Source organism: Krasilnikovia cinnamomea (assembly GCF_004217545.1).
GTDB classification, from domain to species: domain Bacteria; phylum Actinomycetota; class Actinomycetes; order Mycobacteriales; family Micromonosporaceae; genus Actinoplanes; species Actinoplanes cinnamomeus.
Map to the genome: position 1 here is coordinate 2,609,152 of NZ_SHKY01000001.1, position 25,552 is coordinate 2,634,703.

Below are 25,552 nucleotides of genomic sequence, written 5' to 3' on the forward strand. Positions count from 1 at the left end.
ACGTCAGAGGCTGCCGCTAGCGTGGCCGCGTGACCACCTCCCGGACAGCCAACAGTCAGGCCAGGTCGGCCAGGTCGGCCAAGCCCGCCTTCGTCTGCGACGCCTGCGGCCACCAGCCGCCGAAGTGGCTGGGCCGCTGCCCGGAGTGCGGCGAGTGGGGCTCCGTCATCGAGTCCACGGTGACCGGTGCCGTGGTCTCGGGGCGGGTGGTCAGTTCGCGCATCCCGTCCGAGCCGGCCCGGCCGATCGCCACGATCAGCGCCGCCCCGGCCCGGGCCGTGCCCACCGGGGTCGGCGAGCTCGACCGGGTGCTCGGCGGCGGTCTCGTGCCCGGCGCGGTGGTGCTGCTGGCGGGCGAGCCCGGGGTCGGCAAGTCGACGCTGCTGCTCGACGTCGCCCAGCAGTGGGCGGCGGGCGCCGGCACACCGTCCCTCGTGGTCAGCGGCGAGGAGTCGGTGAGCCAGGTGCGGCTGCGGGCCGAGCGGCTCGGCGCGCTCGACGAGCGGCTGTTCCTCGCCTCCGAGAGCGACCTCGGGGCGGTGCTGGGGCACCTCGACGCGGTGCGGCCGGGGCTGCTCGTCCTCGACTCCGTCCAGACGATCTCGGCGCCGGGCACCGAGGGGGTGCCGGGCGGCGTCACCCAGGTGCGGGCGGTGACGGCGGCGCTGGTGGCGATCGCCAAGGAGCGCGGCGTCGCGACCGTCCTGGTCGGCCACGTCACGAAGGACGGCCAGGTGGCCGGCCCCCGCGTACTCGAACACCTGGTCGACGTCGTGCTGCACTTCGAGGGCGACAAGCACTCCTCGCTGCGGCTGGTACGCGGGGTGAAGAACCGCTTCGGCGCGGCCGACGAGGTCGGGTGCTTCGAGATGCACGAGGGCGGCATCAGCAGCCTCGCCGACCCGTCCGGCCTCTTCCTCACCCGGTATGCGGAGCCGGTGCCCGGCACCTGCGTCACGGTGGCGATGGAGGGGCGCCGGGCGCTGGTCACGGAGATCCAGGCGCTGATCGGCGCGGAGGTCAACGGCTCACCCCGGCGCACGGTGTCCGGGCTCGACAGTGCCCGGCTGGCCATGGTGCTGGCCGTACTGGAACGCCGTACCCAGCGGATGAAGCTGCACGACCGGGAGGTCTTCGCCGCCACCGTGGGCGGCATCCGGGTGGTCGAGCCCGCCGCCGACCTGGCCGTCGCGCTGGCCGTGGCCTCCGGCGGGCTCAACCTGGCGATGGCCCCGCACCTGGTGGCGATCGGCGAGGTGGGCCTCACCGGGGAGGTGCGCCGGGTCGGGGCGGTGGGGCGCCGGCTGGCCGAGGCGGCCCGGCTGGGCTTCAAGTTCGCGCTGGTGCCACCCGGGTGCGGGCCCGGCGCATCGGGCGGGACACCATCCGGCATGCGGGTCGAGGAGGTGGGCGATCTGCGTACGGCGCTGCAGTGGGCCGCCACCGCGTCCGCCTCCGTGGGAGATCACCAAGAGTGACCGCTCATCACGCTACGGAGCACAAGGCGCACCGCGCCTCGTTGCGCCGGATGACAGTCCGTAGACTGTACAGGTGCCGCTCGACCGCGATGCTCCGCATGACCGCCAGGGACCCAGGCAGACGGCTGCCGGCTCACCGCTGCGCGCCGGCGTCAACGGTTCTGCACCGCGCCCCGTCGTGCCCAGCTCTGCCGGCCTGACCGGAGGTAGCGTCATCGGCGACCCACTACGCGCCAACCTCGCGCTCATGGCCCCCGGCACCGCACTGCGCGACGGCCTCGAACGCATCCTGCGCGGCCGCACGGGCGCGCTGATCGTGCTCGGCTACGACGCGGTCGTGGAGACGATCTGCACCGGCGGCTTCGCGCTCGACGTGGAATTCTCCGCCACCCGGCTGCGCGAGCTGTGCAAGATGGACGGTGCCGTGGTGCTCTCCAGCGACGGCACCCGCATCGTCCGCGCCGCGGTGCACCTCATGCCCGACCCGAGCATCCCGTCGGAGGAGTCCGGCACCCGGCACCGCACCGCCGAGCGGGTGGCGAAGCAGTCCGGCTACCCGGTGATCTCCGTCAGCCAGTCGATGCACATCATCGGCCTGTACGTGAACGGCCAGCGGCACGTCCTGGACGACTCCGCCGCGATCCTGTCCCGCGCCAATCAGGCCCTGGCCACCCTGGAGCGGTACAAGCTGCGCCTCGACGAGGTCTCCGGCACCCTCTCCGCGCTGGAGATCGAGGATCTGGTGACGGTCCGCGACGCGGTCGCCGTCGTGCAGCGCTTGGAGATGGTGCGCCGCATCGCGGACGAGATCTCGGGGTACGTGGTAGAGCTGGGCACCGACGGCCGCCTGCTGGCGTTGCAGCTCGACGAGCTGATGGCCGGCGTGGACGCCGACCGTACGCTGGTGATCCGCGACTACCTGCCCGCCGGGCGCAAGGCACGCACCCTGGACGAGGCGCTGGTCGAGCTGGACCTGCTCAGCGCCACGGAGATGATCGACCTGGTGGCGGTCGCCAAGGCGATCGGATACCCGGGTTCCTCCGACGCGCTGGACGCGGCGGTCAGCCCGCGCGGATTCCGGCTGCTGGCCAAGGTGCCGCGCCTGCCCGCCCAGATCGTCGAACGGCTCGTGGTGCACTTCGGCAGCCTGCAGCGCCTGCTCGGCGCCACGGTCGAGGACCTGCAGACCGTCGAGGGAGTCGGGGACGCCCGGGCCCGCGGCGTCCGCGAGGGACTGTCCCGCCTCGCCGAGGCATCCATCCTCGAACGCTACGTCTGAGACCCCGGCTGGCGATCAGGCCACGATCGTGAGCACGACCGGCGGGCCGATCTTCGTACCGAGCCGGGCATGCACCTCGTACTGGCCCGGGTTCGGGGCCGGGCCCGCCGGCTGACCGGCGGCGCACTTGGTCGCCATGCGGCCGTTCCAGGTGATCCGGTACTCCCGCTCGGCGCCCGGTGCCAGCGACTTCACCTCAGGCTGGTTCGTCGTGGTGCAGGTGTCGGACGACCAGACCTTCTGCGCTCCCTGGTCGATGTACAACTCCTGCGCATCGGAACCGACCGCCCGGGCACACTCACGATCGGAGACGTTCTTGAGCCGCAGCCGGATCTCGACGGGCACGCCCCGCTTGACGGTCGTCACGACCGGCGCCGGCACCACCACGACCTCCGCGTCCGTGCACGGGCCACCGGCGGCGGCGGTCACCGGCACGTTGCCCGCGTCACCGCTCGGCGTCGGCGTCAGATCGGCCGGATCGGGCAGGGACGGGTCGTCGCCGGGCTCCGCGTCCGCGAACGACGGCTGCTCCTCGGGGGTGGTGGCCGACGGCGTGGGCGTCGGTGTCTGCGACGCGGCGGCACGCGCCTGCTTGCCACCCTCGTCGTCACCGGAGCAGGACACGAACAGCACGATGACGCCGAGCAGCACCGCACCCAGCACCACGGCTCGACGCCGCCAGTAGACGGAGGGAGGAAGGGGGCCAACCGTCGTTCGCATGATGCGCATACGGTAGTCCCGTACCTCGAGCGGAACGTGCCGACGCGCCGGTGTGGGCGACACCGACTCGCGGGTAGCTCGTTAGAGATAGACCTTGCGCTGGTACACGGCATGCGCGCCGGCCACCCGATCGAGGAAGAGCTTGCCCGCGCAGTGATCGATCTCGTGCTGCAGGGCACGGGCCTCGAACGCGTCCGTGGCGATCCGCACGGCTTCGCCCGTACCGGGGAGCACGGCCTCGACCACGAGGCGTCCGGCGCGTTTGACGTCGCCGGTCAGGTCCGGCACCGACATGCAGCCCTCCCGCCCGGGTCGCCACCGGCTGGCCTCGACGACCCGCGCGTTGCACAGCACGAACGTGCCGTGCGTCGTCGCGGTCTTCGGGTGCTGGGTGACGTCCAGGCTGAACACCTGCGCGCTCACTCCCACCTGCGGGGCCGCCAGGCCCACACAGCCGGGCGAGACCCGCATCGTGGCCACCAGGTCCGCCGCGAGCTGGACGACCTCCGGATCCATCGGGTCGACCTCGGCGCCGGGCCGGCCGAGCACCGGGTCGGGAGCGGTCACCACCGGCAGCACCCGGCCCGCCACCCCGAGGACGTCGGGCTTCCAGTCGGCGAGGGCGTCGCTCACAGGACGTCCGACTCCGCCGGGCGCAGCGTCACGTCGACGCCGAGTTCGTCGGCGGCCACGGCGAGCGCGGTGGCCAGGTCGTCCGCCACGCCGGGCGGGAGGTCGACCTCGGCGACCAGTACGTACAGGGGGCCGGTCAGGCGGGTGGTGAGATCGGTGATGTTGCCGCCCCCGGCGGCGACCACGCGGGTGACCGCGGCGACGATGCCGAGGCGGTCCGCCCCGTGCACGCTCAGCAGGTACGGCTCCCCGACCGGCTCGGTGTCCGCCTCCGGCGGCACGGACCGTACGGTGGCCAGCAGCCCGCCATCGGCGCTGACCGGCTCCAGCGCCTTCTCCACCGCCTCGACGGTCGGCCCGGTGCAGATCAGGGTCATCGCGAAGTGACCCCGTAGCCGGGTCATGGTGGAGTCGGTCAGGTTGGCGCCGACCCCGGCGAGGGCTCCGGCGACGTCCGCGACGATGCCGGTCCGGTCCGGGCCGATGACGGTGATGGCGAGCTCGTTCACAGGACCTAGGGTAGGACCCACCATGACGCTCGCCGACGACGCCATCCAGTGGTACGACCGCAACGCCCGCGATCTGCCGTGGCGCGAGCCCGGCACCACCCCGTGGGGGGTGCTGGTGAGCGAGGTGATGCTCCAGCAGACCCCCGTGGTCCGGGTGGCCCCGGCCTGGCAGGCGTGGATGACCCGCTGGCCCACCCCGGCGGATCTGGCGCAGGATCCCCCGTCCGAGGCGATCCGCATGTGGGGACGTCTCGGCTACCCGCGGCGGGCGATGCGGTTGCATGCGTGCGCGGCCGCGATGGTCGAGCGGCACGGCGGCCGGGTGCCGGATGACCTGACCGAGCTGCTGGCGCTGCCAGGCATCGGCACGTACACGGCCCGGGCGGTGGCGACGTTCGCGTACGGGCAACGTCACCCGGTCGTGGACACGAACGTGCGCCGGGTGGTGGCCCGCGCGGTGGAGGGCGCCCCGGACGCGGGCCCGGCCACCACCGCCGCGGACCTGACCGCTATGGCGGAGCTCCTGCCCGCCGAATCCGATCGGGCGGCCCGGGCCAGCATCGCGTTCATGGAGCTGGGGGCGATCGTCTGCACCGCCCGCTCGCCGCGCTGCCCCGAGTGCCCGTTCGTGTCGGTCTGCGCGTGGCGGCTGAGTGGCGCCCCGGCCGCGTCGGGCCCGACGCGCCGCCCCCAGCGGTACGCCGGAACGGACCGTCAGGTACGCGGCCTGCTGCTGGAGGTGCTGCGGCACGCCACCGGCCCGGTGCCCCGCCAGCGGCTGGACGCGGTGTGGACGGACGAGGTGCAGCGTGCCCGCGCCCTGGCCGGTCTCGTGGACGACGGCCTGGTGGAGGCGCTGGGGTCGGACGCGGACCGCTTCGTGCTGGCCGGTGACGCCGACCGGGCCGACGTCCAGCAGCTCTGAGACGCACAACGGCCCGGCACCTCGCGGTGCCGGGCCGTTGCTCATGCAGCGCTGATCACTCCTCGGCGGCGGCCGCCCCGAGGTCGGCGGGCACGGCGTCCGGGACCACGGAGCCCCGGTCGGCGCCGGAGAAGGTCAGCTTGGCCTTCTCCACCTGGGCGGGGTCGCCCTCGCAGTCGACGACGACGATCTGGCCGGGGCGCAGCTCGTTGAAGAGGATCTGCTCGGAGAGAGTGTCCTCCAGGTCCCGCTGGATCGTCCGGCGCAGCGGCCGGGCGCCCAGGACCGGGTCGAAGCCCTTGTTCGCCAGGTACTTCTTCGCGTTCTCGGTCAGCTCGAGGCCCATGTCCTTGTTCTTGAGCTGGGTCTCGATCCGCGAGGTGAAGATGTCGACGATCTGCAGGATCTCCTGCTGGCGCAGCTGGTGGAAGACGATCGTGTCGTCGATGCGGTTGAGGAACTCCGGGCGGAAGTGCTGCTTCAGCTCGTCGTTGACCTTCACCTTCATCCGCTCGTAGTTGCTCTCCTCGGCCTCGGAGGCCTGGAAGCCGAGCGACACCGCCTTGGCCACGTCGCGCGTGCCCAGGTTGGTGGTCAGGATGATCACCGTGTTCTTGAAGTCCACGATGCGGCCCTGGCCGTCGGTCAGGCGACCGTCCTCCAGGATCTGCAGCAGGGTGTTGAACACGTCCGGGTGGGCCTTCTCGATCTCGTCGAAGAGGACCACGGAGAACGGCTTGCGGCGCACCTTCTCGGTGAGCTGGCCGCCCTCGTCGTAACCCACGTAGCCGGGAGGGGCACCGACGAGGCGGGACACCGTGTACCGGTCGTGGAACTCGGACATGTCGAGCTGGATCAGCGCGTCCTCGGAGCCGAACAGGAACTCCGCGAGGGCCTTGGACAGCTCGGTCTTACCGACGCCGGACGGGCCGGCGAAGATGAACGAGCCGGACGGCCGCTTCGGGTCCTTGAGCCCGGCGCGGGTACGCCGGATCGCCTTGGACACCGCCTGCACCGCGTCCTCCTGGCCGATGACCCGCTTGTGCAGCTCATCCTCCATGCGCAGCAGCCGGGAGGTCTCCTCCTCGGTCAGCTTGTAGACCGGGATGCCGGTCCAGTTGCCGAGGACCTCGGCGATCTGCTCGTCGTCGACCTCGGACACGACGTCGAGGTCGCCGGCCTTCCACTCCTTCTCCCGCTGGGCCTTCTGGCCGAGCAGCTGCTTCTCCTTGTCGCGCAGCTGGGCGGCGCGCTCGAAGTCCTGCGCGTCGATCGCGGACTCCTTGTCGCGGCGCACCTGGGCGATGCGCTCGTCGAAGTCGCGCAGGTCCGGCGGCGCGGTCATCCGGCGGATGCGCATCCGGGCACCGGCCTCGTCGATCAGGTCGATCGCCTTGTCCGGCAGGAACCGGTCCGAGATGTACCGGTCGGCCAGCGTGGCGGCCGCGACCAGGGCCGCGTCCGTGATGCTGATCCGGTGGTGCGCCTCGTAGCGGTCGCGCAGGCCCTTGAGGATCTCGATGGTGTGCGCCAGCGACGGCTCGCCGACCTGGATGGGCTGGAAGCGGCGCTCCAGCGCGGCGTCCTTCTCCAGGTGCTTGCGGTACTCGTCGAGCGTGGTGGCGCCGATGGTCTGCAGCTCGCCGCGGGCCAGCATGGGCTTGAGGATGCTGGCGGCGTCGATCGCGCCCTCGGCGGCACCCGCACCGACGAGGGTGTGGATCTCGTCGATGAACAGGATGATGTCGCCCCGGGTACGGATCTCCTTGAGCACCTTCTTGAGGCGCTCCTCGAAGTCACCGCGGTAGCGGGAACCGGCGACCAGCGCACCGAGGTCGAGCGTGTAGAGCTGCTTGTCCTTCAGCGTCTCGGGCACCTCGCCCTTGACGATGGACTGCGACAGCCCTTCCACGACCGCGGTCTTGCCGACGCCCGGCTCGCCGATCAGGACGGGGTTGTTCTTGGTACGGCGGGAGAGCACCTGCATGACCCGCTCGATTTCCTTCTCCCGGCCGATGACCGGGTCGAGCTTGCCCTCGCGGGCGGCCTGCGTCAGGTTGCGCCCGAACTGGTCGAGCACCAGCGAGGTGGACGGGGCAGCCTCGCCCGCCGCCGCACCGGCCGCGGCCGGCTCCTTGCCCTGGTAACCCGAGAGCAGCTGGATCACCTGCTGGCGGACCCGGTTGAGGTCGGCGCCGAGCTTGACCAGCACCTGGGCGGCGACGCCCTCACCCTCGCGGATCAGCCCGAGCAGGATGTGCTCCGTGCCGATGTAGTTGTGGCCGAGCTGCAGCGCCTCGCGCAGCGACAGCTCCAGCACCTTCTTGGCGCGCGGCGTGAACGGGATGTGCCCGCTCGGCGCCTGCTGGCCCTGGCCGATGATCTCTTCCACCTGCTGGCGGACGCCCTCCAGGGAGATGCCCAGGCTCTCCAGAGCCTTGGCGGCGACGCCCTCGCCCTCGTGGATCAGGCCGAGCAGGATGTGCTCGGTCCCGATGTAGTTGTGGTTGAGCATCCGGGCCTCTTCTTGGGCCAGGACGACAACCCGTCGCGCTCGGTCGGTGAACCGCTCGAACATGCCCTCGTGCTCCTCACGTGCCGTGCGCCAATGGTCTGGCGGGGCCAGCGCACGGGCATCGGTGATACCCGTGCTGTAACTCTATCGCCGCCGGATGACTCCACCGGGGCCGTCACGGCCCCTTGGCGTACCCGGTGCGGATGTTTTCCCCAACCTCCCACGCTCAACCGGTGTTCCCCACCCCACGGGAGTACGCGCACAGCGAAATCCCGGCGCGGAAGCCCCCGGCCACCCTGTCCACAACCTGTGGACAACGTTGTCCACCCCTGTGGATAACCGTACGCAAGCGGCGGCGCGTACGAGCCGAAAGCAGCAGGGTCCGCGGCGCCGTGCGCCGCGGACCCTGCGATAAGCCGACCGACTAGCGGCCCGGCCCCTTGGCGTGGAACTCGTCCACGATCTCCTGGGGGATCCGGCCCCGATCGCTGATCTCCTTGCCAGCCTTCTTCGCCCACTCGCGGATGGCCTTGTTCTGCTCGCGGTCGGCGGTGGCACCGCCGCGACCGCGGGCGGCCCGGCCGCCCACCACGACGCCGCCGCGCGCCACCTTCGAGCCGGCGGCGACGTACTGAGCGAAGACGTCCCGCAATTTGGCTGCGTTCTTCTCCGACAGGTCGATCTCGTACTGAATGCCGTCTAGGGCGAACTTCACGGTCTCGTCGGCGTCGCCACCGTCGAGGTCATCGACCAGCTTGTGAATGATCTGCTTGGCCACGCGCCGTTATCCTCCCGAACACAGGTTCGCTCCGCACTAATAGGAGAACAATAACGCTTTGCCCGCACGATCCGTCAATCCAGGGGTGGTGATTGTCCGCGAGGGGATCCGAAATGACCCCCCGACCCGGCCAAAACCGCCTGGTGCTACTCGGGACGCACGAGCGGGAAGAGGATGGTTTCCCGAATCCCCAGACCGGTCAGCGCCATCAAGAGCCGGTCGATTCCCATTCCCATGCCACCCGCGGGTGGCATTCCGTACTCCATGGCGCGCAGGAAATCCTCGTCCAGGCGCATCGCCTCGGCGTCACCCTTCGCGGCCAGCAGGGACTGCGCCACCAGACGTTCACGCTGCACCACCGGGTCGACCAGTTCCGAGTACGCGGTGGCCAGCTCGAAGCCCAGCACGTACAGGTCCCACTTCTCGGTCAGGCCCGGCGTCTCGCGGTGGGCCCGGGTGAGCGGGGTGGTCTCCTCGGGGTAGTCGCGCACGAAGGTGGGCGCCTGCAGCGTCGGCTGGACCAGGTGCTCGAACAGCTCCTCGGCCAGCTTCCCGGCGCTCCACTTGGGGTCCACGGATAGATCGTGCTTTTCCGCGTACCGCAGCAGTTGCGCCATATCGGTACGGATCGTCACTTCCTCGCCGAGGGCCTCGGACAGGGAGCCGAACAGGGTGACGGAACGCCACTGCCCACCCAGGTCCAGCTCGGTGCCGTCGTGGTGGGTCACCACGTGCGAACCGGCGACCGCGAACGCGGCCTCCTGAATCCACTCGCGGACCTGGTTCTGCATCACGTCGTAGTCGGCATACGCCTGGTACGCCTCGAGCATCGCGAACTCCGGCGAGTGGGTGGAGTCCATGCCCTCATTGCGGAAGTTGCGGTTGATCTCGAAGACCCGCTCGATGCCACCGACGACGCACCGCTTCAAAAAGAGTTCGGGAGCGATACGCAGATAGAGATCCGTGTCCAAGGCGTTGCTGTGCGTCACAAACGGGCGAGCAGTCGCACCACCGTGCAGCAACTGCAACATAGGTGTTTCCACTTCGAGATAATTGCGCGCAAAGAGCGACTCGCGCAGGCTGCGCACCACCGTCGACCGCGTCCGGACGGTATCCCGGGCCTGCGGCCGGACGATTAGGTCGACATAACGCTGCCGGACCCGGGTCTCCTCGCTCAGCGGCTTGTGCGCGACCGGCAACGGCCGCAGCGCCTTCGCGGTGACCGCCCAGGAGTCCGCCAGCACGGACAGCTCACCGCGCCGGCTGGTGATCACCTCACCGGTCACCCCGACGAGGTCACCCAGGTCCACCAGGCGCTTCCAGTCCTCCAGCCGCTCCGCGCCCACCCGGTCCAGGGAGAGCATGGCCTGCAACTCCGTCCCGTCGCCGTCACGCAGCGTGGCGAAACACAGCTTGCCGCCGTTGCGGACGAAAATCACCCGGCCGGTCACCCCGACCGTGTCACCCGTGGCCGTGTCGGTCGGCAGCTCCGCGTACTTCTCGCGGACCTCGGCCAGCGTCGCGGTCCGGGCGAAACCGACCGGGTACGGCTCGGTGCCGTCGGCCAGCATGCGGTCCCGCTTGGCCCGGCGGACCCGCATCTGCTCGGGAAGGTCCTCGGCGGGGTCGACGGCGGGCTGGTTCTGCTGCTCGGTCACGGCACGGCTCTCTGTCGGGGGCAACGGAAGTCGGGAAAAGCGTACTCAGGGCGCCTCAGACGTTCCGCTCATATACCATCCGCAGCCCGATCAGGGTGATCATCGGCTCGTGCGCGGTGATCGTCCGGCACTCGTCCTTCACCAGCCCGGCCAGGCCGCCGGTGGCGATGACCGCGCGCACCGAGCCGAGCTCCTCGATCATCCGTTCCACGATCCGGTCCACCTGGCCCGCGAAGCCGAAATACATGCCCGACTGCAGGCACTCGACCGTGTTCTTGCCGATCACGGAACGCGGCGCGGCCGGCTCGACCTTGCGCAACTGGGCCGCCCGGGCCGCCAGCGCGTCGAACGAGATCTCGATGCCCGGCGCGAACGCCCCGCCCAGGAACTCGCCCTTCGCGCTGATCACGTCGAAGTTCGTGGTGGTGCCGAAGTCGACCACGATCGACGGGCCGCCGTACAGGGCGTGCGCGGCGAGCGTGTTGACCACCCGGTCGGAGCCGACCTCCTTGGGGTTGTCGATCGCGAGCTGCACGCCGGTCTTCACCCCCGGCTCGACGATCACGTTCGGCAGGTTGCCGTAGTAGCGGGCCAGCATCGTGCGCAGCGAGCGCAGCGCGGCGGGCACGGTCGAGCACGCCGCCACCCCGGTGATCTCGACGGCGTCGCCCGCCAGCAACCCGCGGAACATCAACCCCAGCTCGTCGGCGGTCGAGCGGGCGTCCGTCTTGATCCGCCAGTTGTGCACCAGCTTGTCGCCGTCGAAGGTGGCCAGGACCGTGTTCGTGTTGCCGATGTCAATGCACAAGAGCACGAGCAAACCCTAAGACCTGAGCATCACGTACGGGCACACCCGCCCCCAACCGCAACGCCACCTCACCGGGCCCGCAGGTCCAGCGCGACGTCGAGGATCGGCGAGGAGTGCGTGAGACCACCTACCGAGAGGTAGTCCACGCCGGTGGCGGCGTACGCGTCGACGGTCTCCAGGGTGAGGTTCCCCGTGGCCTCCAGCTCCGCCCGGTCCCCCACCGCGGCGACCACCTCGCGCAGCAGGTCGGGCGTCATGTTGTCGCAGAGCAGGAAGTCGGCGCCCGCCTCCACCGCCTCCCGGGCCTCGGCCAGCGTGGTGACCTCCACCTGCACCGCGACCTCGGGGAACGCCGCCCGCACCGCCCGGTAGGCCGCCGTGATGCTGCCCGCCGCCAGCTTGTGGTTGTCCTTGATCATCGCGACGTCGTACAGGCCCATGCGCTTGTTCGTGCCGCCGCCCGCGCGGACCGCGTACTTCTCCAGGGCCCGCAGGCCCGGGGTGGTCTTGCGGGTGTCCAGCACGGTCGCCTTCGTGCCCGCCAGCGCGTCCGCCCACCGGCGGGTGTGCGTGGCGACCCCGGACATCCGGCACAGCAGGTTCAGCGCGGTGCGCTCGGCGGTGAGCAGGGCCCGGGTCGGGCCGGTGATGACGGCCAGCACGTCCCCGCGGACCACCCGGTCACCGTCGGCGGCGACCGGCGTGAAGGTCGCCGCGCCGCCGGAGGTGACCGCGAAGACCCGGGCGGCCACGCCGAGGCCCGCCACGACGCCCGGCGCGCGGGCGACGAGCTCGGCCGTGTCCACCTGCTCGGCCGGGATCGTCGCGGCGCTCGTGACGTCCAGCGGCGGATCCCCGAGATCCTCGGCGAGCGCGACCCGCACGATCCGCTCCACCGCGTCCGGGTCCAGCCCGGTCCCCACCTCGACGATCCCGCCCTCGGTCACGCTGTACCCGCCCTCGGTGCGCTCGGTCATGCTCTGCCTGCCCGGCATGCCCTCGTGGCCCTCGGTGCGCTCGGTCATGCCATCTCCTCGAAGTTCTGGGTCAGTGCGCCGCTCGCGTCGATCGCGGTCAGCAGGTGCCCGCGCCACTCGTCGGCGGCGGTCGGGTAGTCCTCACGCCAGTGGCAGCCCCGCGTCTCCCGCCGAGCCGTCGCGGACGCCACCAGCGCGCTGGCGACCGTGAGCAGGTTCGTCGCCTCCCAGGCCGCGTTGCGGGGGGTGCCGCGCTGCTCGGCGAGCCGGGACAGTTCCTTGGCCGTGCCGGCGAGGGAGTCGGCCGAGCGCAGGACACCGGCGCCGCGGGTCATGGCGCGCTGGAGCTCGCCGCGCACGGCCGGGGCGGCCACCCAGCCCGGGGCGCCGGGGATCGGCACGGGGTCCGCCTGCGGGGGAAGGTCGCGCCCCAGCTCGTCGGCGATCCGGCGGGCGAACACCAGGCCCTCCAGCAGCGAGTTGCTGGCCAGCCGGTTCGCGCCGTGCACGCCGGTGCAGGCGACCTCGCCGCAGGCGTACAGGCCGGGGATGGAGGTACGGCCGTGCAGATCCGTGCGGACCCCGCCGGACGCGTAGTGGGCGGCGGGTGCGACCGGGATCAGGTCGGTCGCGGGGTCGACCCCGGCCGCCCGGGTGGAGGCCACGATCGTCGGGAACCGCTGCTCCAGGAACTCCCTGCCCAGGTGCCGGGCGTCCAGGTAGACGTGGTCGGCGCCGGTCGCGCGCAGCACCCGGTGGATGCCCTTGGCGACCACGTCGCGCGGCGCCAGCTCGGCCAGTTCGTGCTGGCCGACCATGAACCGGGTGCCGGACTCGTCGACCAGGTGGGCGCCCTCGCCGCGCAGCGCCTCGGAGATCAGCGGGCGCTGCACCGAGGTGATGCTGGCGGTCATGAACGAGGTCGGGTGGAACTGCACGAACTCCACGTCGGTGACCTCGGCGCCCGCGCGCATCGCCAGGGCCACCCCGTCGCCGGTGGAGACCGACGGGTTGGTGGTGGAGGCGTACACCTGGCCCATGCCGCCCGTGGCCAGCACGACCGCGCGGGCCAGGATGGCGCCCACGCCGTCCTCGCTGCCCTCGCCGAGCACGTGCAGGGTGATGCCGCAGGCGCGGCCGTCGGCCGCGCGCAGCAGGTCGAGCACCAGCGCGTGCTCGACCAGCCGGATCCACGGGTCGCGGCGGACCGCCGCATGCAGGGCGCGCTGCACCTCGGCGCCGGTCGCGTCGCCGCCCGCGTGCACGATCCGGTCCGCGCGGTGCCCGCCCTCGCGGGTCAGCATGAGCGAGCCGTCGGCGTTGCGGTCGAACGCGGCGCCCATCCGGATCAGCTCGCGGATCCGCGCGGGACCCTCCTCGACGAGCACCCGGACGGCGGCGGGGTCGCACAGCCCCACCCCGGCGATCTCGGTGTCGAACGCGTGCGCCTCGGGGGTGTCCAGCGGGCCGAGCACGGCCGCGATGCCGCCCTGGGCCCAGCGGGTGGAGCCGTCGTCGATGTTGACCTTGGTGACGACGGTGACGTGCAGACCGGCCTCGCGCAGGTGCAGCGCGGCGGTCAGGCCCGCCACGCCGGAGCCGACCACCACCACGTCGGTGGTCTCGGCCCAGCCCGGGTCGGGGGCGGCGAGACAGCGCGGCAGCGCCGGGAGATCCGCTTGATGCGACATTTGCTCAGTCAACCTCGCCGGTGCGGGAGTATCGAGCCGGGGGCGACATTAGTGCTCGGAGTTACTTGTACAAGATCGGCAGGCCCGCGTTGCCCCTGCCCTTCACCGACGAGGTGAGCGTGGCACCGTCCACCCACGCGTAGCAGCGCACCGCGTGATCGCCGAGCGCCCACACGTCCGCGCCGCCGGGCAGGGACACCACACCGGTGCGGTACTGCTGGTCCGCGTCGTTGGGCACGCCCGCGTACGAGGCGATGACGGAGCGGCAGCCGGAGTGGAACTTGGCCCACTGGGCGTCGGTCTTCGGGTACGGCAGGGTGCCCGCGTTCCAGATCCCGACGAATTCGGCGTTGTGCTTGGCCGTACAGGGCGCGGCCGGCATGGAGTCGATCGCGCCGGCGGCGTCCAGCTTGACCGCGTAGCAGGTGAGCAGCAGCGGCGAGCCGGGCTGGGCCAGCGCGCCCTTGAGGCTGCCCACGCGCGGGACCGCCCCGCCGCCGTCCTCGACCGAGCTGACCTCGGCCAGCTCGCACCGGAACCAGCGGGCGCCGCCCGTCCACGCGGCCGCGGACGGGTGGGTGACCCCGATCCACAGGCGGGCGGTACGCCAGGGCCCGCCCACGTACGGCGCGGTCTTCAGGTCACACGTCCGGTACGCCTGCTGCGCCGCCGCGGAGGCGGCTTCCGGGGGTGCCGCCGAGTCGGGGTAGGTACCGACGTACACGGTCTCGCTGCGGTGCGACTCGGCGCAGTCGACCTGCTCGTAGGCCGAGCGGGACCCGACCGGGGCGTACGCGGCGGCGTGGCAGGTCGCGGCGACCGGGGTGAAGCCCGTGGGCGCCGCGATCGCGGCCCAGTCGTCCGTGAGATTGCCGTCAACGCCCTCCGGCAGGCCACAGCCCGCGCCGAGAGCCAGCACGGCCAGGCCCACGGCGGCCAGCCCGCCGAGGCGGGTACGAAGGCGGCGCCGCATGAACCCCTGCCTCCCGAACGCCACAGTTGTCCCTTTTGTCAATCATATGGCATTCATCCTAGGGCGGCATCCCCCCGACGTCGCGCGCCCACGCCTCACCCACCACCGCCGGGCAGCTCTCCCTCAGGCAGCTCCCCCCTCAGGCAGCTCCCCCCTCAGGCAGCTCCCCCCTCAGGCAGCTCCCCCCTCAGGCAGCTCTCCCCTCGGGCCCTGTCGTGCCCTACGGGCGCGGTGATCTTGGCGATCTTGAAGCGTTCCGGTCCGGCGCTGACCGGAAGTCTGCAAGGTCGGCAGAAGATGAGCCGGGAATCAGGACGAGCCGCCGCACAGCAGACCCCCGACACCTGCCGAGGCAGGCGCGCGGGCAGACCACCGGCACGACGTGAGACAGGCGCGCAGGCACACCGCCAGCACGAGGCGAGCCAAGCGCGCGGGCAGAACGCCGGTGGTGGCGGGTCAGGCGCGGGACAGGGTGAGGTCGCCGCGGACCAGGTCGTCGGCCATGCCGGGCACCGCGGCCGCCGGGTCGGCGTCCAGAGAGATGATCTTGTTCTGCGCGTCGACGTGCACGATCCGCGGCTCGTAGGCCCGGGCCGCCTCCGTGTCCATCTGCCCGTACGAGATCAGGATGACCAGGTCGCCGGGGTGCACCAGGTGGGCGGCGGCGCCGTTGATGCCGATCACGCCGGTGCCGCGCTCGCCCGGGATCACGTACGTCTCCAGGCGCGCCCCGTTGGTCACGTCCACGATCGCGACCTGCTCACCGGGGAGCAGGTCGGCCGCGTCCAGCAGGTCGGCATCCACGGTCACCGAGCCGACGTAATGCAGGTCGGCCTGGGTCACGGTGGCCCGGTGGATCTTCGACTTGAGCATCGTGCGCAGCATCATGCGGCAATCTCCAGCTGGAGCGGAACGTTGTCGATCAGGCGGGTGTTGCCTACCCGGGCTGCCACGAGCAGCCGGGCTGGTCCGTGCGCCGGGGCGGGCCCCAGCTCCGGGTCGGTGAGGGCAAGATAGTCGAGCTGTACGCCCGTACTGTTGGCCAGGATCGCCGTCGCCGCAGCGAGTGCGGCCTCGGCCTCGGTGTGCGCGGCGCCGGCCCGCAGCGCGCGCGAGAGCGCGAGCGCGGCCGCACGCTGCTCGGCCGAGAGGTAGCGGTTGCGGCTGGACAGCGCGAGGCCGTCGGGCTCGCGGACGGTCGGCACCCCGCGGATGTCGACGGCGATGTCGAGGTCGCGGACCATGCGGGTGATCAGCGCGAGCTGCTGGTAGTCCTTCTCGCCGAAGAAAGCCAGGTGGGCCCGGGTCAGCAGGAGCAGCTTGCAGACCACCGTGAGCATCCCGGCGAAGTGGCCGGGGCGGCTGGCGCCCTCCAGGATCGTGCCGAGCGGGCCCGCCTCCAGGGTCACGGACGGCTGGCCGCCGGGGTACATCTCCTCGCGGGCCGGGGCGAACACCAGGTCGACCCCCTCGGCGCGGCACGCCTCCAGGTCGGCGTCGAGCGTGCGCGGGTAGCGGTCGTAGTCCTCGTTCGGGCCGAACTGCAGCGGGTTCACGAAGATCGTCACGATGACGTGGTCGGCGTTGCTCCGCGCGGTCCGCATCAGCTCGCGATGCCCCTCGTGCAGCGCGCCCATCGTCATGACCACGGCGACCGTGCCGGGCAGCGCCTTGCGGGCTGCCTCCAGCTCGGCGCGGGTGTGCACCAGCTCCGTCACGGTGCGACCTCCTCTGCTCGTCCCGCCTCGACCCCGACCCGTCCCGCGTCGGCCTCGGCCTGTGCCGCCACGGTTTCGGCCCGGGTCGGTCCGATCTCCGCGCTTGCCGCGTGGGCCAGGACGTCCAGCAGGGCGATCGCGTCCTGCGGGCGGAGACGGCCCGCCGCGATCGCCCGGTCCGCGGTGCGCCGGGCCAGCGCCAGGTAGGCGGGCGCGGCCTCGGCCGGGATGTGGTCCAGATGCTTGCGTACGGTGCCCGCGTCGCCCCGCGACACCGGGCCGGTCAGCGCCGCGTCGCCCATCCGCAGCGCGTTGTCCAGCGCGGCGCGCAGCAGCGGCGCCAGCACCCTGCCGGGCTGGCCGACCCCGGCCGCGCGCAGCAGGCCGGCGGCCTCGTTGACGAGGGTGACCAGATGGTTCGCGCCGTGCGCCAGGGCGGCGTGGTACACCGGCCGGGCCTCCTCGGCGACCCACTCCGGCACCCCGCCCAGGTCCGTGACCAGCCGGGCGGCGAACGCGCGCAGCGGCGCCGGTGCGGTCAGACCGTACGCGGTGCCGGGCAACCGGTCCAGGTCGGCGGGCTCGCCGGTGAAGGTCATGGCGGGGTGCAGCGCGAACCCGGCGGTCGCCCCCAGGACGGCGACACCGTGCGCACCGGAGGTGTGCGCCACGATCTGGCCCTCGGGCTGGGCCCCGGTCGCCCGCAGCCCGGACACCACCCCGGCGAGGGCGTCATCGGGGACGGCCAGCAGCAGCAGATCGGTCGCGGCGCGGGCGACCTCGTCAGCGGGGAGCACGGCGGCCTGCGGCAACAGCCGGGCGATGCGGTCGCGGGAGGCCGTGGAGACCCCGGCGGCGGCGACCACCCGGTGGCCCGCGGCGGCCAGGGCCGCGCCCAGGACGGCGCCCACCCGCCCGGCGCCAACAACGCCGACGACCAGCGGTTCGGCCCGGTCTCGGGCGCGCGGCACTGCGCTCATGGTGGGATCCAGTCCTCAGCGATTGGGGTACCGGTCGAGGAGAAGTATGCGCCGACGTAACACACCGGTGACAACCACCTGTGAACAACGGCACCCGACCTCAACCTAGGGTGGCGGTGTGACGGGGCGGCGGGTCGGATGGCGTACGGCGATGCAGGACGCCCTGTACGGCGAGTCCGGCTTCTTCACCAGCGGCGCCGCCGGCCCGGCCGGGCACTTCCGGACCAGCGTGCACGCCTCCCCGCTGTTCACAAGTGCGTTGCACCACCTGATCGGCAAGGTCGACGCCGCGCTGCGCCACCCGCCCCGGTTCGACGTCGTGGACGTGGGGGCCGGACGCGGTGAACTGCTCACCGCGCTGCACCCGCTGCTGGCCGAGTCGCTCGGCTCGCGGGCCCGGCTGACCGGGGTCGAGGCGGCGCCACGGCCGCCCGGCCTGGACGCCTCGATCGGGTGGCGGCGCGACGTCCCGGACGGGATCGTGGGCGTGCTGCTGGGCACGGAGTGGCTGGACAACGTTCCGCTCGACGTGGCCGAGGCCGACCGGGACGGCCGGGTACGCCGGGTCCTGGTCGAGCCGTACACCGGCGCCGAGTCGCTGGGCGGGCCCGTGGACGCTGCGGACGCGTTCTGGCTGGCCCGGTGGTGGCCGGTGCGGTCGCCCGGGGAGCGGGCCGAGATCGGCTGGCCCCGCGACGTCGCCTGGGCGGACGCCGTGTCCGCGGTCCGGCGCGGGTGCGCGCTCGCGGTCGACTACGGGCACGTCCGCGACGACCGGCCGGTGCTCGGCACCCTCACCGGTTTCCGGGCGGGACGCCAGGTGCCGCCCGTACCGGATGGCGGCTGTGACGTCACCGCGCACGTGGCCGTGGACGCGGCCGCGACCGCAACCGGCAGCCCGTACGTGTTGCTGCGGCAGCGGGCGGCGCTGCACGCCCTGGGGGTGTCCGCCGCCCGCCCGCCGCTCGACCAGGCGGGCACGGACCCGGCGGGCTACCTGCGGGCGCTGAGCCGGGCAGGCGCGGCAGCCGAACTCACCGACGCGGCCGGACTCGGCGGGCACTGGTGGCTGCTGCACGGCATCGGCATGGACCCGCCCCTCCCCCAACGGTGACCGGACAGCCCGGCGGGGCCCTTCCGGGGGCCGGTGGCTTCCAAGAGTCGTCATCGAGTCGGATTTCCCTGCTGCCCGCGCACGTGCGGTAGCGGGTAGGGGCGGGGGATCGTGGCGGCGGGGCGCGCGCCCGCGCACGGCCCGCCGGTGGGCGGACCCCTACGATCGGAGATCGTGAGCAGCGATCTGCGCGAGATGACCGTCGGGACCGGCGCCGGACTCGACACGGCCGACATGGTGCTCAACATCGGGCCCCAGCACCCGTCCACGCACGGCGTGCTGCGGCTACGGCTCACGGTCGACGGGGAACGGGTGGTGGCCTGCGAGCCGATCGTCGGCTACATGCACCGGGGCGCCGAGAAGCTGTTCGAGGTACGCGACTACCGCCAGATCATCGTGCTGGCGAACCGGCACGACTGGCTGTCCGCCTTCGCCAACGAGCTGGGCGTGGTGCTGGCGGTCGAGCGGCTGATGGGCATCGAGGTGCCCGAGCGCGCGGTCTGGCTGCGGATGGCGCTGGCCGAGCTGAACCGGGTTCTCAACCACCTGATGTTCCTCGGCTCGTACCCGCTGGAGATCGGCGCGATCACCCCCATCTTCTACGCCTTCCGGGAACGGGAGACGCTGCAGACGGTGCTGGAGGAGGTCTCCGGCGGGCGCATCCACTACATGTTCAACCGGGTCGGCGGCCTGAAGGAGGAGGTGCCCGCGGGCTGGACGCGGCGGGCCCGGGAGGCCATCGCGCAGGTCCGGTCCCGGATGCCGGACCTCGACCGGCTGATCCGGAACAACGACATCTTCCTGGCTCGGACGGTCGGGGTGGGCGTGCTGACCGCCGAGCAGGCCGCCGCGTACGGGGCCTCCGGGCCGGTCGCGCGGGCCAGCGGGCTCGACATCGACCTGCGCCGCGACGAGCCGTACCTCGCGTACGACCAGCTGGACGTGCCCGTGGTGACCCGGACGGCCGGTGACTGCCACGCCCGCTTCGAGGTGCTGCTGGACCAGGTGTACGTGTCGCTGACGCTCGCCGAGCAGTGCCTTGACCGGGTCGACCAGCTCAGCGGGCCGGTCAACGTCCGGCTCCCGAAGGTGGTCAAGGCACCCGAGGGGCACACGTACGCGTGGACCGAGAACCCGCTCGGCATCAACGGGTACTACCTGGTGTCGCGCGGCGAGAAGACGCCGTGGCGGATGAAGCTGCGCACCGCCTCGTACGCGAATGTGCAGGCGCTGGCCACGCTGATCCCGGGCTGCCTGGTGCCCGATCTGATCGCCATTCTCGGCTCGATGTTCTTCGTGGTCGGCGACATCGACAAATAGCCCGCCTGATCTTGAAGAGTTCCGGTCAGCTCCTGACCACAACTCTTCGAGGTCCCGGTTCAAGGCGAGCTGGACGGTGTCACCAGCGGCCGCGCTGGTCCCAGTTTCCGGAGGGCTGACGCCAGTCGTACTCATCGGCCAGCGGGTCCGCGTCGTACGGGTCGGGCGCGGTCACGCCGTAGCCGGGATGTCCGGGCTCGGGGCCGTAGTCGAATTCCTCGTGGGTGTCGTCGGGGCGGGTCCGGCGTCCTGTGTAGCCGAGGTCCACGGCGGTGATGTCGGCCCGGCGTTTGCCGCCCCCTTCCGCCGGTACGCCCGGCGACGGGGAGGCCATTGGCCCGGCAGCCAAAGGCCCGGCAGCCAAAGGCCCGGCAGGCAGTCGTCCACCAGGCGAGGGCCCAGCAGGCAGTGGCCCGGCAGGCAGTGGCCCGGCGGGCGGCAACGCGACGATGGGCGGGTTTCTCGGCGGGCGGGCGACCGACGGCGGCGGCCCGGGCACCGGGCCGCGCGGCCGGGGCAGCCCGGACCGAGCCACGGCCGCCCTTTGCGGCACCACGCCGCCCCCGGCCGGCCCGGTCGCGCCGTGCGGCACCACGCCGCCCCCGGTCGGCCCGGTCGCGCCGTGCGGCACCATGCCGCCCCCGGTCGGCCCGGTCGCGCCGTGCGGCACCATGCCGCCCCCGGCTGACCCGGTTACGCCGTGCGGCACCGGGGCCGAGCCGGTTGGCCCAGCCGCCGGGTGTGGCACGGCGGCGGGTACGGACGCGCGGCCGCCCGTGGTGGTGCCGGGCTCGGCCCAGGCGGCGCCACGCAACTGGCCGAGCTCGTCCTGCAGGGTCTGCACGTGGTGATGCGTGACCCGGGCCGCCGCGGCGACCTCGGCCCGCAACTGCTCGCGCAGGGTCTCGACCTCGGCGGCGACGCGGTCCTCGACATCCATCCGCAGGAGCACCGGATCGCTGCGGATCAGCAGCGAGGCTCCGATCAGCACGACACAGACCGCGAGGAGCAGCACCGCGACGCGCATCGACGAGTCACCGCCGAGCAGTGCCACGGTCGCCGCCGCGGGGGCGAGCCCGGCACCGGCCCAGACGAGAAGGCGCGGCAGCCGGGCACTGTGCCCCTCACGGTGTTCCTGGTGCGGTTCCCGGTCCGGCATGGTGGCAGATCGTACCCACCGGCGGGGCCGGTACGAAACGGTCGGATGGGCCCCTGGCACGCCGCGACGGGCGCGCCAGGGACATCCGACCGGCGACCGTCAGCCCGCCGCCAGCGCCGCGTCGGAGCTGAACACCAGGCCCACGCTGATCGTGCCCTGCTTCAGGGCCGACTTGGTGAGCGGCCCACCCGCGTCCAGTGAGGTGAACTTGCCCGCCTGGAAGTTGTACGTTTCCGCCAGCCCGGGCTGGCACTTGGGCCGCTGCGGGCATTCGGGCGGTCCGCCGAGGATGGTGGCCGTCCCGGAACACTTGCCGGCGAGGTCGGACAGCGTCGTGATGCCGTACTTGTCGGCGAAGCCCTGGGTCACCGCGAACGCGTTCTGGTCCTGAGCGGCCGACGGTGTGCCGAAGACCAGGCCCACCTTGCCGCCCAGCGAGGTGAGGTTGGCCATGGTGGTGTTCAGGTCCGGCGAGGACGGGTCCTTGGCGTTCTTGCCCTCCACCTTGCCGCTGAGGAAGGTGGCGAGGGTTGCCGCGTACTCCGGCACGACGTCGATCTCGCCCTTCTCCAGGGCGGGCTCGTACAGTTCGCGGTTGCCGATCTGCTGCACCTTGACCGTGTAGCCGGCGGCGGTGAGCACGATGTTGTACAGCTCGCCGAGGGTGGCGCTCTCGGCGAAGTTCGCCGCGCCGACCCGGATCGTGCCGCCGGGGCCCTTGGCGATGCCCGCGGTCAGATTGTTCGCCGTGGCGAACTCCTGCGCCACGGTCTTGGAAGACTTGCGGTCCACGTCGACCGCCTTGTTCAGCTCGATGAGCTTCGGGGTGTCGAGCGCGGCCGACACCTTGTCGAGCGCCGCGATCAGCTGCGGCGACGACGATGCCTTGTGGACCGCGGGGACGACGTTGTCCGTGTTCTGCAGGTGCTTGTCGTCCGCGAGGACGACCAACTTGTCCCCGGCGACCGGGGCGCATCCGGCGCCGGCGGCGGCGCTGGGCGGGGCGGCGGTGCCGGACGAGCCGGCCTGGCCGCAACCGGAAAGGACGACGACCGCGGCCGCGAGGCAGCCGGTCATCGTGAGCAGGTGTCGACGCATGGTGCCGCCTTCTGTGTCCCGGCACGGGCCCTGGGCCGTGCCGCGTGTCCGACGGGCGGTTGGTATCCGATGCCCGCGTGATGGTCAGCCGCACCCGCGTGCGGCACTTCCCATCCCACCTCGGGGGTACGACAAGCTCCGCGCCCGCACGACGGGCGTTGCCAAAGCGTTACCCGGGGCCGATCACCGCCCCTGGCGGATCACACGACGGTGGACGCCCCGGGACGCGCCCGGGTCCGCAGACCGCGCGGGGTGACCAGCCACTGCACCCCCGCCAGCACCGCCTCCACCGTCAGGGCCAGCGCCGCCACCACCAGGCCGCCCGCGACGATCTGCCCGCCGCCGCCGTTGCTCATGCCGATCCCGAACCCGGCGCTGATGACCTGCCCGAGCCCACCGCCGTTCACGAACGCGGCCAGCGCGGCCGTGGCCACCACCTGAACCGCCGCCGTACGCAGCCCCGCCGCCAGGTACGGCACCGCCAGGGGCAGTTCCACCTGCCGCAGCAGTTGCCCGCCGGACAACCCCATCCCGCGCGCCGCGTCCCGGATCCCCGGATCGACCTCCCGCACCCCCGTGTACGCGTTCGCCAGCAGCGGCGGGACCGCGAAGACGGTGAGCGCGACCACGACCGGCAGTTGGCCGAAGCCGAGCGGGGTCAGCGGCAGGATGGTCAGCAGCGCCAGGGTCGGGATGGCCAGCGTGAGGTTGGCCAGCACGACCACCGGTCCCCCGCCCTTGCCGCGGTGGCCCAGCCAGATGCCCAGCGGCCAGCCGACCAGGCAGCCCATCAGCACCGCCCACGCGCAGATCACGAGATGCTCGCGCAGCCGGTCGAGCAGCCCGCCGGGGTTGATCCAGTTGAGCGGGTCGTTGAGCCAGACCAGGCCGTCGGAGAGGTAGTTCACGACCGGCGTCCCCGCGTCCACGGGGTGAGCAGCCAGCCCAGCCCGGCCAGCAGCAGGTCCAGCAGCAGGGCCAGGACCACGCAGAGCACCGTGCCGGTGATGATCTCGGCCCGGTAGAAGTTGTGGTTGAAGCCGCCGAGGATGAGGTCGCCGAGCCCGCCGTTGCCGATCATGGCCCCGATCGTCACCAGCGCCACGGTCGACACCGTGGCCAGGCGCAGCCCGGTGAGCAGCGCGGGCAGGGCCAGCGGCAGCTCGATGCGCCAGAGGCGGCTCAGCCGCCCGTACCCCATTCCGGCGGCCGCGTCGCGTACCGGCCCGGGGACCTGGACGAGACCGGCCAGGGTGTTGCGGACCAGCACGAGCAGTGCGTACAGGACGAGCGCGATGAGCACGGAGAGGTCCCTGGTGGTGCCCACCGCGGGTGCGACCAGCGCGAGCAGGGCCAGCGAGGGAATCGTGTACAGCACACTGGACAGTGCGAGAATCGGCGCGGTCAGTGGCCGCCACCAGTAGGCGACGACCGCCAGCGGCACGGCCACGACCAGGGCGATGAGCACGGCGCGGGCGGTGAGGCCGGCGTGAAACGCGAGCTTCTCCAGAATGGTGTCGGCATTCTCGTGGACGTAGGTCCAGGAGAACCACGGATTGCCCGGCCGGGCATCGGCCGGCACGGCCAGCAGCCGAACCGGCACCGGCCCGGGCACCCAGGACAGGAAGGACACACGTGGACGCTACCCCGGACAGTCCCGGCGCCGGGCACGGCGCGGCCCCGATCACCGTGGAGCACGTGGGCAAGGTCTATCCGGACGGCACGGTCGCGGTCGGCGACCTGAGTCTGGAGGTACGCGCGGGAGAACTGGCCGTCCTGATCGGCCCGTCCGGGTGCGGAAAGTCCACCGTCCTGCGCATGCTGAACCGGCTCGTCGAGCCGTCCAAGGGCCGGATCCTGCTGGACGGCCAGGACATCGCCGAGCGCGATCCGGTGGAGCTGCGCCGCCGCATCGGGTACGTCATCCAGGACGTCGGGCTGTTCCCGCACCAGACCATCCGTACCAATGTCGGCACCGTGCCGCGGCTGCGCGGCGCCGACCGCAAGCAGATCCGCGCGCGGGCCGACGAGCTGCTGGAGATGGTGGGGCTGGACCCGGCCCGGCACGGCGACCGCTACCCGCACGAGCTGTCGGGCGGCCAGCGGCAGCGGGTGGGTGTCGCCCGGGCGTTGGCCGCCGACCCGGTCGTGCTGCTCATGGACGAGCCGTTCTCGGCGGTGGACCCGATCGTGCGGGGCCGGCTGCAGGAGGAGTTCCTGCGGTTGCAGGCCGCGGTCCGCAAGACGATCGTGCTGGTCACCCACGACATCGACGAGGCGGTACGGCTGGGTGACCGGATCGCGGTGCTGGCCGAGGGCGGCCGCCTGCTGCAGTACGCGCCACCCGCCGAGGTGCTCAGCGCCCCGGCGTCCGAGGCGGTGGCCCGCTTCGTCGGGGCGGACCGCGGTATCCGCCGCCTCGCCGTCACCCGGCTGCGCGACGCGCTGCGTCCCCTCGCCGGGACCGAGGACATCGAGCGGCTGCCCTCGGTCGCGGACTCGGGGACGATGTACGACGCGCTGGCCGCGATGCTGACCGGCGACGCGCTCAACGTCGTGGTCACCACCGACGGCCAGCCGATCGGTACGGTGTCCCGCTCAGCGATCTTCGCGCCCCCCGACGGCCAGCCCCGCGACCGGCACGCCGGGGTGTCAGCCGACGCCGCGGCGGCCGCCCAGCGTGGCGATGCCGATGATCCATCCGACGAACAGGCCGTACGTGGCCCCCTCGCCGGCGGCCCGAAACGCCCCGAGCAGTGATGGATTCGCCAGGATCAGCGTGGTCAGCAGCGCGGCGAAACCACCCGCGAAGATGTACGCCGCCCAGCCCGCGAAGAACTGGCTGATCGTGCCGCGGGCCCGGGCCAGCTGCGAGCCGGGCAGCAGAATCAGGAAGAGCGCGGTCAGGACGACCAGCAGGATCGCCTTGAGATCGGCGGCGACGACCTCGCGGACGGAGTCGCTGGAGCTGAACCGCCAGTGCGGCCAGGCCAGCAGCCGCAGCCACCAGCCGCCGGCGGTGTCGGGATCGGTGTTCTTCTGCGCCCAGTCCGCGTAGAACGGGCTGCCGAAGATCAGGACAAGGAGGAGTGCGGCGAGGGTGCCCGCACCAGGCGCGGTTCGATAGCGATTTCCGAGGGGCATGGACGCGTTGATTCCCAACGGATTCCGCCGGCCAAACGCACCGGCGGGCAATGCCCGTGAATGTACGCGTTCAGG

Annotated in this window: 24 protein-coding genes; 6 read left to right on the plus strand and 18 right to left on the minus strand. The window is 72.3% G+C overall.

Going from position 1 to position 25,552, the window contains the following annotated elements; all coding sequences use genetic code 11:
• Window positions 1–29 precede the first annotated feature (29 nt).
• Complete coding sequence (gene radA / locus EV385_RS11720; protein ID WP_130509502.1) at window positions 30–1,478, plus strand: DNA repair protein RadA; 1,449 nt, start codon at window positions 30–32, stop codon at window positions 1,476–1,478.
• A gap of 139 nt (window positions 1,479–1,617) precedes the next feature.
• Window positions 1,618–2,757 carry a DNA integrity scanning diadenylate cyclase DisA gene (disA, locus tag EV385_RS11725; RefSeq protein ID WP_130513245.1) on the plus strand — a complete coding sequence of 380 codons (1,140 nt, stop codon included), beginning with the start codon at window positions 1,618–1,620 and terminating at the stop codon, window positions 2,755–2,757.
• A 15-nt stretch (window positions 2,758–2,772) separates the two neighbouring features.
• On the opposite strand, the gene EV385_RS11730 is transcribed toward disA, so the two are convergent.
• The 3 genes from EV385_RS11730 to EV385_RS11740 all read right to left on the minus strand — a co-directional run bounded on the left by EV385_RS11730 (window position 2,773) and on the right by EV385_RS11740 (window position 4,619).
• Window positions 2,773–3,477 (minus strand): adhesin, encoded by a 705-nt coding sequence (locus tag EV385_RS11730; RefSeq protein ID WP_130509503.1) that lies wholly within the window; start codon window positions 3,475–3,477, stop codon window positions 2,773–2,775.
• Window positions 3,478–3,558: 81 nt separating this feature from the next.
• A complete protein-coding gene (locus EV385_RS11735; RefSeq protein WP_130509504.1) occupies window positions 3,559–4,110 on the minus strand; it encodes a peptide deformylase in 552 nt (183 codons plus the stop codon).
• Complete coding sequence (locus EV385_RS11740; RefSeq protein WP_130509505.1) at window positions 4,107–4,619, minus strand: glycine cleavage system transcriptional repressor; 513 nt, start codon at window positions 4,617–4,619, stop codon at window positions 4,107–4,109. The genes EV385_RS11735 and EV385_RS11740 overlap by 4 nt, the downstream gene beginning before the upstream one ends.
• Before the next feature lie 22 nt (window positions 4,620–4,641).
• Between EV385_RS11740 and EV385_RS11745 the strand changes: the two genes are divergently transcribed.
• Window positions 4,642–5,544 carry an HhH-GPD family protein gene (locus EV385_RS11745; protein ID WP_130509506.1) on the plus strand — a complete coding sequence of 301 codons (903 nt, stop codon included), beginning with the start codon at window positions 4,642–4,644 and terminating at the stop codon, window positions 5,542–5,544.
• A 55-nt stretch (window positions 5,545–5,599) separates the two neighbouring features.
• Here EV385_RS11745 and EV385_RS11750 read toward each other — a convergent pair whose 3' ends face one another.
• The 10 genes from EV385_RS11750 to EV385_RS11795 all read right to left on the minus strand — a co-directional run bounded on the left by EV385_RS11750 (window position 5,600) and on the right by EV385_RS11795 (window position 17,642).
• On the minus strand, window positions 5,600–8,122 hold the full coding sequence (locus tag EV385_RS11750; RefSeq protein WP_130509507.1) for an ATP-dependent Clp protease ATP-binding subunit: 2,523 nt from the start codon (window positions 8,120–8,122) through the stop codon (window positions 5,600–5,602).
• A 361-nt stretch (window positions 8,123–8,483) separates the two neighbouring features.
• A complete protein-coding gene (locus tag EV385_RS11755; protein ID WP_130509508.1) occupies window positions 8,484–8,837 on the minus strand; it encodes a histone-like nucleoid-structuring protein Lsr2 in 354 nt (117 codons plus the stop codon).
• Window positions 8,838–8,983: 146 nt separating this feature from the next.
• Window positions 8,984–10,438 (minus strand): lysine--tRNA ligase, encoded by a 1,455-nt coding sequence (lysS, locus tag EV385_RS11760; protein WP_165449698.1) that lies wholly within the window; start codon window positions 10,436–10,438, stop codon window positions 8,984–8,986.
• 112 nt (window positions 10,439–10,550) lie between these two features.
• On the minus strand, window positions 10,551–11,309 hold the full coding sequence (locus EV385_RS11765) for a type III pantothenate kinase (RefSeq protein ID WP_130509510.1): 759 nt from the start codon (window positions 11,307–11,309) through the stop codon (window positions 10,551–10,553).
• Between the two features lie 62 nt (window positions 11,310–11,371).
• Window positions 11,372–12,226: a carboxylating nicotinate-nucleotide diphosphorylase gene (nadC, locus tag EV385_RS11770; protein WP_242625279.1), complete on the minus strand. Its 855-nt coding sequence runs from the start codon at window positions 12,224–12,226 to the stop codon at window positions 11,372–11,374.
• Between the two features lie 98 nt (window positions 12,227–12,324).
• On the minus strand, window positions 12,325–13,971 hold the full coding sequence (locus tag EV385_RS11775; RefSeq protein ID WP_130509511.1) for an L-aspartate oxidase: 1,647 nt from the start codon (window positions 13,969–13,971) through the stop codon (window positions 12,325–12,327).
• Between the two features lie 61 nt (window positions 13,972–14,032).
• Entirely contained in the window at window positions 14,033–14,944 is a 912-nt protein-coding gene (locus EV385_RS11780) for a septum formation family protein (RefSeq protein WP_130509512.1), read from the minus strand.
• A gap of 456 nt (window positions 14,945–15,400) precedes the next feature.
• Window positions 15,401–15,829 (minus strand): aspartate 1-decarboxylase, encoded by a 429-nt coding sequence (gene panD, locus EV385_RS11785; protein ID WP_130513247.1) that lies wholly within the window; start codon window positions 15,827–15,829, stop codon window positions 15,401–15,403.
• Window positions 15,829–16,662, minus strand: coding sequence for a pantoate--beta-alanine ligase (panC, locus tag EV385_RS11790; RefSeq protein WP_130509513.1), 834 nt, complete (start codon window positions 16,660–16,662; stop codon window positions 15,829–15,831). The genes panD and panC overlap by 1 nt, the downstream gene beginning before the upstream one ends.
• Window positions 16,659–17,642: a Rossmann-like and DUF2520 domain-containing protein gene (locus EV385_RS11795; RefSeq protein ID WP_130509514.1), complete on the minus strand. Its 984-nt coding sequence runs from the start codon at window positions 17,640–17,642 to the stop codon at window positions 16,659–16,661. Before EV385_RS11795 ends, panC begins: the two co-directional genes overlap by 4 nt.
• 151 nt (window positions 17,643–17,793) lie before the next feature.
• Here EV385_RS11795 and EV385_RS11800 point away from each other — a divergent pair, with 151 nt between their 5' ends.
• Together EV385_RS11800 and EV385_RS11805 are read left to right on the plus strand one after the other, a co-directional pair.
• A complete protein-coding gene (locus EV385_RS11800) occupies window positions 17,794–18,756 on the plus strand; it encodes an SAM-dependent methyltransferase (RefSeq protein WP_130513248.1) in 963 nt (320 codons plus the stop codon).
• A gap of 195 nt (window positions 18,757–18,951) precedes the next feature.
• Entirely contained in the window at window positions 18,952–20,076 is a 1,125-nt protein-coding gene (locus EV385_RS11805) for an NADH-quinone oxidoreductase subunit D (RefSeq protein WP_130513249.1), read from the plus strand.
• 79 nt (window positions 20,077–20,155) lie between these two features.
• Here EV385_RS11805 and EV385_RS11810 read toward each other — a convergent pair whose 3' ends face one another.
• The 4 genes from EV385_RS11810 to EV385_RS11825 all read right to left on the minus strand — a co-directional run bounded on the left by EV385_RS11810 (window position 20,156) and on the right by EV385_RS11825 (window position 23,924).
• The gene (locus EV385_RS11810) at window positions 20,156–21,235 is read right to left on the minus strand and encodes a hypothetical protein (protein ID WP_130509515.1); all 1,080 of its coding nucleotides are present in this window, start codon (window positions 21,233–21,235) and stop codon (window positions 20,156–20,158) included.
• Window positions 21,236–21,334: 99 nt separating this feature from the next.
• Window positions 21,335–22,333 (minus strand): glycine betaine ABC transporter substrate-binding protein, encoded by a 999-nt coding sequence (locus EV385_RS11815; RefSeq protein WP_130509516.1) that lies wholly within the window; start codon window positions 22,331–22,333, stop codon window positions 21,335–21,337.
• Window positions 22,334–22,533: 200 nt separating this feature from the next.
• Window positions 22,534–23,241, minus strand: a complete 708-nt coding sequence (locus EV385_RS11820; RefSeq protein ID WP_130509517.1) for an ABC transporter permease — start codon at window positions 23,239–23,241, stop codon at window positions 22,534–22,536.
• Complete coding sequence (locus EV385_RS11825; RefSeq protein WP_130513250.1) at window positions 23,238–23,924, minus strand: ABC transporter permease subunit; 687 nt, start codon at window positions 23,922–23,924, stop codon at window positions 23,238–23,240. Before EV385_RS11825 ends, EV385_RS11820 begins: the two co-directional genes overlap by 4 nt.
• A 44-nt stretch (window positions 23,925–23,968) precedes the next feature.
• Here EV385_RS11825 and EV385_RS11830 point away from each other — a divergent pair, with 44 nt between their 5' ends.
• On the plus strand, window positions 23,969–25,093 hold the full coding sequence (locus tag EV385_RS11830; protein ID WP_130509518.1) for an ABC transporter ATP-binding protein: 1,125 nt from the start codon (window positions 23,969–23,971) through the stop codon (window positions 25,091–25,093).
• Here EV385_RS11830 and EV385_RS11835 read toward each other — a convergent pair.
• The gene (locus EV385_RS11835) at window positions 24,986–25,477 is read right to left on the minus strand and encodes a hypothetical protein (RefSeq protein ID WP_130509519.1); all 492 of its coding nucleotides are present in this window, start codon (window positions 25,475–25,477) and stop codon (window positions 24,986–24,988) included. The genes EV385_RS11830 and EV385_RS11835 overlap by 108 nt on opposite strands.
• Window positions 25,478–25,552 lie beyond the last annotated feature (75 nt).